General features: G+C 66.3%; 8 protein-coding genes. 5 read left to right on the forward strand and 3 right to left on the reverse strand.

Annotation, left to right across the window (positions count from 1 at the left end):
• Nucleotides 1-118 precede the first annotated feature (118 nt).
• The gene (locus PSRA_RS01770; RefSeq protein ID WP_094660141.1) at nt 119-2,407 is read left to right on the forward strand and encodes an elongation factor G; all 2,289 of its coding nucleotides are present in this window, start codon (nt 119-121) and stop codon (nt 2,405-2,407) included.
• A gap of 120 nt (nt 2,408-2,527) precedes the next feature.
• On the opposite strand, the gene PSRA_RS01775 is transcribed toward PSRA_RS01770, so the two are convergent.
• Nucleotides 2,528-3,661, reverse strand: coding sequence for a hypothetical protein (locus PSRA_RS01775; protein WP_094660142.1), 1,134 nt, complete (start codon nt 3,659-3,661; stop codon nt 2,528-2,530).
• Between the two features lie 251 nt (nt 3,662-3,912).
• On the opposite strand from PSRA_RS01775, the gene PSRA_RS01780 reads away from it, so the two are divergent.
• The 3 genes from PSRA_RS01780 to PSRA_RS01790 all read left to right on the forward strand — a co-directional run bounded on the left by PSRA_RS01780 (nt 3,913) and on the right by PSRA_RS01790 (nt 6,645).
• Nucleotides 3,913-4,479: a DUF3592 domain-containing protein gene (locus PSRA_RS01780; RefSeq protein ID WP_094660143.1), complete on the forward strand. Its 567-nt coding sequence runs from the start codon at nt 3,913-3,915 to the stop codon at nt 4,477-4,479.
• Nucleotides 4,480-4,635: 156 nt separating this feature from the next.
• Complete coding sequence (locus PSRA_RS01785; RefSeq protein WP_094660144.1) at nt 4,636-5,613, forward strand: nuclease-related domain-containing protein; 978 nt, start codon at nt 4,636-4,638, stop codon at nt 5,611-5,613.
• A gap of 30 nt (nt 5,614-5,643) precedes the next feature.
• The gene (locus tag PSRA_RS01790; RefSeq protein ID WP_094660145.1) at nt 5,644-6,645 is read left to right on the forward strand and encodes an alpha/beta fold hydrolase; all 1,002 of its coding nucleotides are present in this window, start codon (nt 5,644-5,646) and stop codon (nt 6,643-6,645) included.
• Nucleotides 6,646-6,673: 28 nt separating this feature from the next.
• Here PSRA_RS01790 and PSRA_RS01795 read toward each other — a convergent pair whose 3' ends face one another.
• Entirely contained in the window at nt 6,674-8,725 is a 2,052-nt protein-coding gene (locus tag PSRA_RS01795; protein ID WP_094660146.1) for a glycoside hydrolase family 13 protein, read from the reverse strand.
• A 542-nt stretch (nt 8,726-9,267) separates the two neighbouring features.
• On the opposite strand from PSRA_RS01795, the gene PSRA_RS01800 reads away from it, so the two are divergent.
• Nucleotides 9,268-11,508 carry a hypothetical protein gene (locus PSRA_RS01800; protein WP_094660147.1) on the forward strand — a complete coding sequence of 747 codons (2,241 nt, stop codon included), beginning with the start codon at nt 9,268-9,270 and terminating at the stop codon, nt 11,506-11,508.
• 265 nt (nt 11,509-11,773) lie between these two features.
• Here the strand turns inward: PSRA_RS01800 and PSRA_RS01805 are convergent, their stop codons facing one another.
• Nucleotides 11,774-12,313 carry a hypothetical protein gene (locus tag PSRA_RS01805; protein ID WP_094660148.1) on the reverse strand — a complete coding sequence of 180 codons (540 nt, stop codon included), beginning with the start codon at nt 12,311-12,313 and terminating at the stop codon, nt 11,774-11,776.
• Nucleotides 12,314-12,444 lie beyond the last annotated feature (131 nt).

Genomic DNA, 12,444 nt, shown 5'->3' on the forward strand with positions numbered 1-12,444 from the left:
GGCGCGATGCCACGTCGCTTCCAGACGGCGCGTTTTGCCTCACGGCAGGGCGCGCCGCTTTCGTTCTGCGCATGTGCATGGCATGCGGATATCCGCGGGGCGCGCCATGATGGGGCGTATGACTCAGACGGGGAATGCATCGCAGGAATCGGAACCGAGGCGCGTCGTCGCAGGAATCGTGGCCCATGTGGACGCAGGCAAGACCACGCTGTCGGAGGCGCTTCTGTACACCACCGGTGCCGTGTGCACGGCCGGGCGCGTGGATCACGGCGACGCGTTTCTCGACCCCGATCCACTCGAGAAGCGCAGTGGCATCACCATCCACGCGCACCAGGCCTGCATCCGCACCGGAAACCTCGAGCTCACGCTGCTCGACACGCCGGGCCACGTCGATTTCGCCGCCGACACGGAGCGTGTGCTGCGCGTGCTCGACTACGCCATCCTCGTCATCTCCGGAACCGACGGGGTGCAGGGGCATACCGAGATGCTCTGGCGCCTTCTCGAGCGCTACGACGTGCCCGTCATCGTATTCGTCAACAAGATGGATGCGCCCGGGGCCGATCGCGACGCCGTCCTGCGCCAGCTGCAGCGCAGGCTGTCGCACGGCATCGTGCCGCTTGACGGCGGGGATGGCGCGGATGGAGCGGACGGGGCTGACGGGTCTGACGGTGCGACCGGAGCTGACGGGGCCGCTGCGGACGGGGCGACCGGCGCGTCCGACGACGATGCCATCGATGTCGGAGACTGGGGCTGGTACGCCGAGGACGTCATCATGCAGGACGACGCGGCCACCGAGGAATACCTCGACACCGGTGCGCTGCGCCGCTCCACCGTGCGCCGTCTCATCGCCTCGCGCATCGTGTTCCCCGTGTTCTTCGGCTCCGCGTTGCACATGTCGGGCATCCAGGAGTTCCTCGACGGCCTCGGCATGTGGATGCAGGAGACGAGGCGTCCGGCGGCGTTCGGCGCGAAGGTGTACCGCATCTCGCATGACGAGCGGCATAACAGGCTCACCTGGCTGCGTGTGACCGGCGGCGAGCTGCACGCCAAGGACGTGGTGCGCGAGATCCCCGGCGGCGGGCGCGGCCTCGGTACGTCCGACGATGGCGCCATCGTGGAGAAAATCGACCAGGTGCGCATCTACAACGGCGCCAAATACGAAGTGGTCACCGAGGTTCCGGCGGGCGGCGTCTGCGCCGTCACCGGGCTCGAGCGCACCTTCCCGGGGCAGGGCCTCGGATTCGAGCCCGACGCGGGGTCGCCCACGCTGCAGCCGGTGCTCACATACAGCGTGTGGCCGGCCAAGACGCCGGATTGGAAGCCGTCGCCCATGGCGCCGCACCCGGTTTTCGACGACTTCACGCTGCACCGGGCCATCGCCGGGCTGCGCGAACTCGAGGACGAGGAGCCGATGCTCAACGTGGCGTGGGTGGAGCGCCTCCGGGAGCTGCAGGTGCAGGTGATGGGAGAGATGCAGCTCGAGCTGATCCACCAGGTCATGCTCGAGCGTTTCGGAATCGACGTGGGCTTCGGCAACGGCGGCATCGTGTACCGCGAGACCGTCACCGAGCCGATGGAGGGCGTGGGGCATTTCGAGCCGCTGCGCCATTACGCCGAGGCGCATATTCTCATCGAGCCGGGGGAGCCGGGCAGCGGCGTGCGCACGGGCAGCGACGTGAGCCTCGACGTGCTCGACCGCAACTGGCAGCGGCTTATTCTCACGCATCTGGCGGAGAAGGAGCATCTGGGCGTTCTTATCGGGGCGCCGCTGACCGACGTGAAGCTTACGCTGGTGGCGGGCAAGGCCCATCTCAAGCACACGGAGGGCGGCGACTTCCGGCAGGCCACGTACCGCGCCGTGCGGCAGGGGCTGATGGAGCTCAGGGAGCGCGATGCCTGCCGCCTGCTCGAGCCGTGGTACGCGTTCCGCCTCGATGTGCCGGCCGATTGCGTGGGGCGTGCGATGTCCGACGTGCAGATGATGCGGGGCGACTGCGCCATCGATGATGATATGGAAAACACGCCGGAGGGTTCAGGCGTGTCGGGTGGCTTCGGTTCGGACGGTTTCGGGGCTGGCGGTTTCGGGGCTGGCGGTTTCGGGCCGGACGATGGTGCCGAGGGCATCGTGACCCTGACCGGACACGCCCCGGTGGCGCGCATGAGCGGATACGCCACCGACGTGAACGCCTACACGCACGGGCGCGGACACATCATCTGCACCTTCGACGGCTACCGTCCGTGCCGCAACGAGATCGACGTGGTGCAGGAGGCGCGCTATGACCCCGTCTCCGACCTCGATAACACGCCCGACTCCGTGTTCTGCGCTCATGGCGCCGGCTATCCGGTTTCCTGGCGCGACGTGCCCTTCCACAAGCACCTCGACTGGGCCACGCAGTGGCATGTGTGAGGGCGCGCGGGTGCACGGCGGCCGACGGGTATAGATGAAAGGCGCCACGCCTCGGATTCGAGGCGTGGCGCCGGTGAAGCGCTCGCGGACGGTGGGCGATGGACTCGCGGTGATGGCCGTCTAATGGAGCTTGATGGCGGGAACGCCGGGGGAGGCCTTGTGGAACACGGTGCCCGGCGTGGTGCGCGAGGCGGCGAAGTCGATGCTGCTTGTGCTGGAGGAATCCGTGTACTGGTCGTCATCGGCGCTCACCGTGGAGTCGCCCGGCGTATACCAGACGGTGGTGTAGGGAATAAGGGCCGCGGCGCCGGAGCCCTTCATCTGCAGGTAGGCGCGGCCGGTCTGACCGGGCTCGATGGGCGTGGTGCAGTGGGCGTCGCCCTGGCTGAGAATCGTGCTCGTGTTCGTCAGCATCGTGATGGCCACGTCGGCGTTGAGAACCGTCTCGTCCGTGTTGTTCCGCAGCTCCACCCAGCCGTTGTAGTAGCCGTAGGCGTAGTTGTCGAGCGACACTCCCACCACCTTGAGCGCGGAGGAATCGTCGGTGTCGGTGGCCGGATTGTTGCGCGTCACCGCATCGTTGCCCACCTTCGTGCCGCTGACCGACGCCATCGGGTTCGTCTGCAGCTGCGTGTCGGATCCGGTGGCGGATGATGACGGAAGGATCGGGATGCTCGTGCCCACCGCGCCGCTGGCCGACGCCGACGGCGTCGATTCGGCGATTGCGTAGTTGGCGGGGGCGCCGTTGCGCCGCCAGCCGCCCTCGTCATCCAGTGTCCACGTCCTCATCGTGTCGAAGAAAATGCCGCTGCGGCGGAAGGAATACGTCACCGAGCAGGCGGACCCGACGATTGCCACCACGCAGGCGGCGGCCGCGACCGACGTCAGCATATGCGGGATGGGGCGGCGGTCATAGAACAGCGCGGCCTCCTTGGCGCCGCGCGATCGGAGCGTGGCGAGGGGCTCGGGCAGCAGGGAGCGCTGGAAGCGTGCGAGCAACACGGCGCGCATTGTGAGCAGCGCGGCCACCGCGATGCCCAGGAGCGCGATGATGCAGCCGAGGTTCTGCGGCATGAGAAGCGTGACGAAAAGCCCGGCGACGGACAGCACGATGGCCGCGGCGGCGCACGCCGCCTCGCGTTTCGCGGCCGACTCGCCTTGGTCTGCGAGGTCCGCCTCGGGGGCGCGGTGCCCCGACGCCTGCGCCGTCTTCTGCGCCGACGTCTCGGATCGCTTCTGCCTGAATCGCTTCATGGTGCTTCTCCCTTCGCGTCGCCCGCGGACGCGCCTGTCCGTAACTACCTAAGAGATTAGCAACGCCGCGGGGCATGCGCCACGGCCGGATGCCGCCGCGGCGGACGCATACCGTATGCGGCGGGCTTGGGTTCTCAGGCGCCCGTGGTTCTCAGGCACTCGTGCAAGAATGGAGCCGGATCCGTCCGCACACCGCCTCCGGCATGCGGCATGCGCGGGCGGGCGAAGGCCGAAAGGAGCGGAACGGAGCCATGAAGCTGATCACGGCATTCGTGTTCATCGTCGGACTGATCGAACTTGCCATCGCCGTCTCGTCGTGGATCCAGATTCGGCGGGGCGCCCACGTCAACGAGCGCCCGCGCGTTCCCCTCGCCATCGCCATCTGTGCGTTCCTCGTGGCCATCGTGCCCAATATCGCCGCCTGCCGGCATGGCGAAAGCGTGGGGCACCAGGTGCTGGCCGTCGCCGTCGCCTTGGCCTTCCTTGCCTACGCCACGGTGCTCGAGGTGCGCGTGGCCAGGTGCCGCGAGCGCGTCGACGCGTGCTGCTGCGGCGTGGATGCCGGCGCCCATGCGCCGATTATGCGCTATACCTACGATGGCATCGAGCATATGGGCGTGGCCCTGCAGGTGTTCGGCCGCGCCACGCTGCAGCGGGAATTCGCCGCGCGCAAGGGCGAGACCATGGATGTGTATGTGGACCCCGACCATCCCGAGCGATTCATGTGTTCGCGCCATCGCGGGCGCGGCCTGTGGGCGGTGCTCGTGGCCGTGTTCTTCGTGGTCATTGCGTTTTTCGTGCCCGGTTTCACTCTGTGATGGTTTGCGGGCGTGACGCGGGATCGGGCCGTGACGCGGGATTGGCGACGCGGGTTTGGTGACGCGGGCGCGTGGCCGGCTTCCAATGGCGCGCCGCCCGCTGGTATAAGATAAGCCGTGTTCCGGCAGGCCACACCAGAGCGCTGTGAGGTGAATATGGATCGCAGGATTCTCTACGGCGTCGTCGCCTTCGCCGTGCTGTGCGCGATCCTTCTGTACAACGTCTACTGCACCGTTCGCAAGCGGCGGCGCCGCAAGGCCCATGACGAGGCTAGGCGCCGGTACCGTGCCGAGCATAACCTTCCCGAATCATCGCAGAAGCATGGGGCGCATGCCGCTCCGCGCGGCGGTGCCTCGCGACGCGCCTCGCGTTCGGGGCGTGTCGCGGTATCCGACGCCATCGAGACGATGTCCGCGCCATCGCGCGGAACGGGATCCCTGTTCGTGCGCATCGTGCCGGACGATGCGGCCGGCCCCGCCATCGCCGGTTCCGCCGCCGATCTCGCCGTGTACCGGCACGGCCCCATGGCGCGCGACGCCGTGTCGATCGAGGCGCATTACCGCCTGTCCACCCTGCCGGGGGACGTGCTCGTCGTCAAGGACGCCGTCATCTCCGACACGCATGGCGAGCTGACCGTCGACCAGCTCGTCATCTGCCCGCATGGCGTGTTCCTGTTTGAGATCTACCCGCTCGACGGCACGGTGTTCGCGCCGGACCGCCTGCCGTTCTGGTTTGTGGCTCCCACTCGGGACATGCCCGACCCCGACGCCGTGCGCATCGTGCTCGACGCAGTGGCGACACGCGGCGTTTCCGAGGCGAGTCCCGTCGCCGTGCCCTCCGGTGCGTGGCCGGGGCTGCGCCATGGCGGCATTGTGGAGAACCCACGCGTCAACGACATGCTCCTGGCTGACGCGGCCGCCTCGTTCCTCGGCGTGTCGCCCTCCGTATGCCATTGTGCCGTGGTGTTTCCCGCCACCGCCGCCATCCGCGCCGACTGTGACATGGATGTGCTGACTACGCGACAGATCGTGCGCTGGGTGGCCTCGCATGACGGCGATGCGATTGCCGAAGCGGACCGAGAGCGCCTCGCGCGCATCATCGAGGAGGGGCGTAACGCGGCGCGGGCACAATAGGGAAGAACGCAGAACGTCGAGGAGACCAACATGACGCGTGATCTTGAATCAATCGGGGCGGCGCAATCGTCGCAGGCGGCGCAAGCGGCGGAAGCGCCCGGAGCGGCTTCGCAGGAGCCGGTCTATGCGGCGCGCACGCCGCGCGGGGTCTGCACTCAGGCCGATTTCGACACGTGGGCGGTGCATGCCAAGCGCGGCATATCGTATGCCTATTTCGCCGCCGGGGAATCAAGCGGAACCGCGCCTGTGCCCGACGTGGCCGCACAGTGCGCGGCCACGGAACCCGCCGCTGGCCGCACGGGCCGCGCGAATTGCGCCGACCGTCGTATCAGCATCGTGTTCGTGCACGGCACCGGAAGCAACCGCACGCGCCTGGCACGCGTACAGCGTACCTTCGACGCCTACGACCGCTACTATCCCGACCTTCCCGGCCGCCAGGGCTCCGCGCACCGCGGCGGCGACACGGCCGAGGACTACGCCGACGCCATCTGCGATTTCATCAGCGACATCCCCGACGTGCTGCTCGTCGGCCATTCCCTCGGCGGCGCGCTCGTGGCCGGAGTGCTCGAACGGCGGCCGGCCACCGTCCGGGGCGCGGTGATTGTGGGTGGCGCGCTGGACTTCCGCCATATGCCGCCCGCCTTCATCGACGCGCTGCGCCACGACCGCCTCGACATGTCGCTCGCATACGGCACCGTGGGGCCGGAGGACGAGTACGCCTTCGCGCATGTGGGGCCCGACCCCGAGACCGAGGCGGTGCAGCTGCAGGACTGGAAGGCGGACGCGGGCCTTGACTTCGGCGGGCCCGAGGGGCTTGCGGCGCTTTCGCGGGTGACGGTGCCGGTTGCGCTCGTGTCGGGGCGTGAGGACCATATCGTGCCGTGGGAGAAGTCCGACGAGATCGCGCGGGCGATTCCCGGCGCCGAGCATGTGGTCCTCAACGGAATCGGGCATATGGTGCCGCTGATGTGGCCCGAACAGATACGGCACGTGGTGGACGGCGTGGCCGAACGCATCCGCCGCGGATGGTGACTGAACTCCAAGCGGCGGATGCGTCGCGCTACTTCGTGCCGAGCACCAGCGCCTGGTACGGGGCAAGCGTGCCGTCGAACGGGCGGCCCGTGATGAGATCCGTCGTTCCCCCGAAACCCTCCAGACGGTCGGTATTCGGCGAATTATGGTACACGATGGTGATGCGCGGGCCCGCAAGCGCCGCCCTCCGGTGCTCGGCGAGGGCATCGTGGCCGGCCAGCTCGAAGGGCGGCATATGGCTCGCCTCGCTTTCGAGGAAGCGCGTGCTCTTCGCAATCGTGATGACGCCGCGCTCGTCATCGGCGTCCATTCCCAGCACCTCGCCCTCGTACACGGCGGGAAGCGACGTGCGCAGGCGCAGCAGCGCGCGGTACCACTCGTAGGTCGGCGCATCCTGCTCGGACGGGTCCCACGGCATGCCGCGGCGGCAGTCCGGGTCGGTGCCGCCCGCCAGGCCGTACTCGTCGCCGTAGTAGATGAGCGGGGAGCCGGCCGACAGCATCTGCATGGCCATCGCCAGGCGGTGCCTGGCATCGTCGTCGCCGCATTCGTGCAGGAAGCGCTGGGTGTCATGGCTGTCGAGCAGATTCCACATCAGCGGCCACGCCACGGGATGCAGCTTGCCGCGCATGAAGCCGATCTGCCGCACCACGTCGCTGGCGCGGAACTCGCCGTTCGCGAAGAAACGCAGCGCCGACCAGCGGAAGTGGTAGTTCATCACCGTGTCCCATTCGTCGCCCTCGAGGAAATCGAAGGCGGGATGCCACGCCTCGCCGCCGAGGATCACGTCCGCGTGCTTTCGGTGCACGGCCTTGCGCAGGCGCTTCCAGAAAACATGGTCGATCTCGTCGCCCACGTCCATGCGCCAGCCATCCACGTCGGCCACGTCGATCCAATGCAGCACCACGTCGATGAAGTAATCCTGCACCTCGGGGTTCGATGTGCGCAGCTTGGGCAGGTTGCCGTAGTAGGCGAAGGTCTTGTAGTTCGGCATGCCGTGCGGGTCCAGCGGCCAGTCGTCGAGCCAGTACCAGTCCCAGTACTTCGAGTCGCGGCCGTTCTTCATTGCGTCCTGGAACGCGAAGAACCTTTCGGAGGTGTGGTTGAACACGCCGTCGAGGATCACGCGCATGCCGCGGCGGTGCGCCTCGGCCACCAGGTCGATGAGGTCCTGGTCCGTGCCGAGCGACGGGTCGACGTGGAGGTAATCGACGGTGTCGTACTTATGCGGCGAGGGCGAGACGAAAACCGGGTTGAGGTAGATGGCGCCCGCGCCCAGCTCCTGGATATGCGGCAGCGCCTCGATGACGCCGCGCAGCGTTCCGTGCAGGTTCGTGAAGATATTCGTGATCGGTTGGTGCCAGTCCGGTTTGTTCTTCACGTTCTCGGCCAGGCGCGCGCGGGCGGAGGCGGCTTCGGCGGCGAGGGTTTCGGGGGCGGTGGTCGCGGTCGACGTGGGAGCGGCGGTGGCGCTCGCGTCGTGCGACGTGGCATCGTGCGTGCGACCCGCCGTTTCGTCATCGATGGCGAAGGCCGTGGGGAAGATCTGGTACACGATGGTGTTCTTCGCCCAGTCCGGCGCGTCGAACAGACTCTCCTCGCGCGATGTCTGCGGGCTGTCGAAGGCGTACAGCGGGTTCGTGGGCTCCGTGCTCGAGAACTCGTAGCCCGAGTAGTACATGGTGGAGCCGTCGCGGCCATGCAGCTCGAAGTAATACTTCGTGCACAGCGTGTTGATGTCGACCTGCGCCTCGTAGTAATCGTGCACGCCGTCGGAGGCGTAGCGGCGCATGGGGTAGGTGTAGGCGGTGCTCCAGCGGCCGTGGAACGGGGCGCCGGCTGGCGCGTCCTGGTGCGTCTTCTTCGCCTCGCCGTACAGGTCGTCGGTGCGGGAATGCAGGTAGCGGTCCTCGAGGTGCAGGATGACGGAGTCCATGTCGCCGGCGGCCGTCTCGATGCGCACGCAGAAGCGCGCGACCCCGTCGTCGGGATTCTTGCTGGAGGCGCCGCACGACGTGCTGCGGCTGAGTGCGAAGCAGTAGCGGTTATCCATTTCATGACGGATTCCGGAAAGATCCATATGCCCTCCTTGGCGACGGAAGTCGGTTGCGGTTGCGGTGCCGGCTGGTTCCGGCTGGTGCCGGCTGGTGCCGGGTGCCGGGTGCGTCCGGCTGTGCTTGTCACGATTCTACGTTCCCACTCCCGATGCGGCGATTGGGACGAGGCGGCGGCGGGTTGTGCGCGACACGCCCGGCGTGTCGCAATGCGGTGCGTTTTCCCCTGTGTTTTCAGCGTTTGCCCAGCACGAATGGAGAAATCGTTCGGAAAATCTTGCGGGAAGGCCTGCCCGCGGTTGCGAAAACGCGAGCGGCGGACGCGGCTGTCGTAACGATATGCATTGGTATTCGCGGACGATTTTCGCGAAATCGCATCATCGTCTGTCTTCTCGTTCCCCTTTCGAAAATCCCCCGGATCGCGCGGACCGTCTGTTAGGTTCGAAACACCCGTTTTCACGCGGCCGGATTGAGGCGGCCGCCCGATGCCGCGTATCGCAGCGGCGTCGCATGAAGAATCACACGCAATTCACTGTCTCATGGGGTGCAAGGAAAGGTGGAGAAAAGAATGCCCAGTACCGAATTCGACGGCGAATCCGATGCCGTCGCATCCAGCACAGAGCAGATATTAGACGGCCCGGCCGGGGCGCACGGCTGCGCGCATTCCTGCCCGTTCGGAGGGGAGAGGCCCGACGGGGGAGGCGCGAAGAAGACCGACGTGAAGAAGACCGGCGCGAAGGAGAAACCGACGGAAGGGGAGAAAACCATGGAGAACGCGATATGCCAGTGCGGGAGGACGTCCTGCCTTGGAAAGGAAGCCTGCCTGAGGAAGGAAACCTGCGTGGGGAAGAAAACCTGCCGGGGGAAGACCGCCGAGCAGGGGAAGAAACCCGCGGAAGAAAAGGCTGTTGCGACGGAGAAGAAAGCCGCGACGGGGAAGAAGCCCACAGAAGCAGGAAAGAAACCCGCAGCAGGAAAGAAATCCGAGGTAAGGAAGAAACCCGCCGAAGAAAAGACAACCGAGTGCGGGGCGACGTCCGATGCGGATGCATCGTGTCGTACTCCTGCCCGCAAACGCCGCAAGATGGCGCCCGCGGACCGTCGTCGGCGGCGCCCGTCCGAACCTTTCCTGCCCGCCGGGTATTGCCACGACCGCGTCGATGGTTTTCCCGAGGACCTGCGCGGCTTGGGCGTCTGCGACGAGGACCGCTTCGCCCCGCTGCCGTATTTCTCGCTCGCCCCGATCATGGCGTACTACCTGGCCGAGCACAAGGACCTCGTGCTCGAGGCCTACGCCGAGTACCTGCGGCGGATCCAGGTGAATCCGCAGGGCATGGCGCGGTGCCTCGGGGAGATAGACGCCATCCATGACTGGTTCTTCGACTGGTTCGTCTACAGTTACAAAATCGGCAACAGCACCACGCCGCTTGCCTATTACCTGTTCGAGAACCAGGGCGGAATGCATCCGCTGACGCGCGAACGCAGCCGGGCCCTGTGGAAGGTGCTGACGAATTCGATCGAAGGCGTCTTCCAAGTGGACGTGGTCTCGCTGGCCGCGAACGTGGTGGTGCTCAGAGGCCTGTCGTCCGACGAGGAGCATGTGGTGCACGACCGCAGGCTTGCCCGTGACCTGTTCCATTGCCCGGGAGGCTATGTGTGCGGCAGGCTGACGCAGTTCGAGGACGTGTGGATGCCGACCTCGCGTCTGTTTCACATCCCGACCCCGGGTCGGAAGAACGCGATAGGCGAGGCGAGGACGGATATTGCCGCGTTCCTCAATGTCACGCGGCACCGGAGCCGGGCCGAGCGGCTTTTTGCGCAATGGGAGAGGCGCGAGACGGCGCGGCGGGAGGAGGAGAGGAGAATGGCCCTCAGGCGGCGCCGAAAGTATCCGCCGATCGAGGTGCCCGGAATGCAGGAGGGCTCTGGTCTGCTCGGCGGTGGTCTGCTCGACAGCGTTCTGTCGGAGGCTGGTCTGCTCGATGGTCTGAAGGCGAGTTCCATCCCGGGCTGCCCGGACGAGTACATCCCGGTTCTTGTGAATGTGATTAACAAGGACTGGTTCATGGCGAACGGGGTGTTCGAGCCTGCCGTGTTCCGGCCGATCTCCGGCGAGCTCGGGGCGCCGAAGGTGTGCGAAGGGGCGGACGGTGAGGCGGATGGCGCTGCGCCGGAGAGGGAGTCGAATGGGAAAGGCTCGGATGAAGCGTCGGACCGCGCGTCGGACGGCGAGGTAGGGAAGGCGCCGGACGGGAAGGCGCCCGACGGGAAGGCGCCCGACGGTGCACAGACGGGGAAGAATCGGAAAACGCGGAAGGTCATGCGCACCGCCGCGGGGGAGTCTTGGGAATGCGTCGACTCCCCGTCCAGCGGAGATTCGCTCGGCGTTCCCACCATCCCGACGCTGTTCCCGGAATCCGCCGGATACGAGAGCTTCTACGGCCTGCCGAAGAAGCGGCGGTCGAGGTCGCGCGGTCTCGGCTCGCGTATCAGGAAGGCGACGGCGAAAGGCGACTCGATTCGCTCCCGGTACGTCGGAGGACCTTCGTCTCAGTCCGACGGACGGGGCGACGACGGTGCGGCCGGCGTGGACCTGCTCGGCATCGAGGTTCCTTTGTCTCGATGCCGCAAAACGCATGGCTTCCTGTGGGATATCAGCGAGGTGCTGCTGGAGTCCATGCAGTTCCCCGAGGTCCTCCGGCTTGTGTTCTCCGGAACCCCGGACGGCGAATACGATGCGGATGCGCATGGCGCTCGCGACTACGTGATGCTGTGCCAGATGCTGTCGGAGCTCGGAATCCAGGTGTGATGCCGCGCCGGTGCGGGCTTGCGCTGATATATCAGGTCGTAGGCGGCGGGGGCGTCGTGATGCCGCCGTCTACGATGCGCACCGATCGCCGCATTCCCGTCGGTCACTGCATTCCCGTCGGTCACTGCATTCCCGTCGGTCGATGGAAGGGCCGTGAGGAAGAAACGGCATAAGAAAAGGCCGGGCGACATGTGGTCGCTCGGCCTTTTCGTGTGGTTCGGTGCGCGGTGCGTGGCACACCGGAATCCGGTCCGGTTGGTCGGAATCAGTTCTGCGGCTTGCCCGGATGGGCGTTGTCGAAGTTCTCGATCGTGAAGTCGCTGCCGTCACTGGCGGACAGGTGGAAGTTGGCGCCCGGCGCCGGCTGGTAGAGGTTCGCCGGATCGTTGAGGTCCTGGCCGTTGTTGATGAAGAAATCGGCGCCCTCGACACCCTGCGGGAGGGTAATCGCGACGGAGTAGTAGGCGTTGTCGGAAGACGACGACACAAGGGCGAAGCCCGGTTCGCTCTGCCACTCGTCGAAGCTGCCGCGGATGTAGTACTTGTCCTGCGGCCAGACGGCGGAATTGAAGTAGACGGTGATCGTCTTGCCGGCGGGGCCACCCGTGCGGTGATACACCGGGTACGCGTCGCGGCTTTCGATGAGGCCGGCCTGCACCAGGTCGTGGCTCTTCTTGAGGAGCCAGTTGTAGGAACGGCCGAGAACCTTGGCCGCGTCCTTGATCTTCATCTGTGTCGTCAGCGCCTCGATGATGGATTCGTCGGAAATCGGAGCGTTGTTTGTTTTCTTGTTCTTGGTTGCCATGCTGTTTCTCCCTCTTTGAGCGTGAGGAGCCAATTGCCCCTTGGCACCTGTGATGTCGTGACACTTCGATGGTAACGCATGGGGTTAACAAAAACGCGAACAAAACATGAAAAATGTGGTCAAGCTCCAAG

The sequence above is a fragment of the Pseudoscardovia radai genome, assembly GCF_002259605.1.
In the GTDB taxonomy this organism is placed as follows: domain Bacteria; phylum Actinomycetota; class Actinomycetes; order Actinomycetales; family Bifidobacteriaceae; genus Pseudoscardovia; species Pseudoscardovia radai.

Coding starts and splice junctions, on each gene's coding strand:
- PSRA_RS01770 (WP_094660141.1), top strand. CDS start 119: ATGACTCAGACGGGGAATGCATCGCAGGAATCGGAACCGAGGCGCGTC.
- PSRA_RS01775 (WP_094660142.1), bottom strand. CDS start 3,661: ATGAAGCGATTCAGGCAGAAGCGATCCGAGACGTCGGCGCAGAAGACG.
- PSRA_RS01780 (WP_094660143.1), top strand. CDS start 3,913: ATGAAGCTGATCACGGCATTCGTGTTCATCGTCGGACTGATCGAACTT.
- PSRA_RS01785 (WP_094660144.1), top strand. CDS start 4,636: ATGGATCGCAGGATTCTCTACGGCGTCGTCGCCTTCGCCGTGCTGTGC.
- PSRA_RS01790 (WP_094660145.1), top strand. CDS start 5,644: ATGACGCGTGATCTTGAATCAATCGGGGCGGCGCAATCGTCGCAGGCG.
- PSRA_RS01795 (WP_094660146.1), bottom strand. CDS start 8,725: ATGGATCTTTCCGGAATCCGTCATGAAATGGATAACCGCTACTGCTTC.
- PSRA_RS01800 (WP_094660147.1), top strand. CDS start 9,268: ATGCCCAGTACCGAATTCGACGGCGAATCCGATGCCGTCGCATCCAGC.
- PSRA_RS01805 (WP_094660148.1), bottom strand. CDS start 12,313: ATGGCAACCAAGAACAAGAAAACAAACAACGCTCCGATTTCCGACGAA.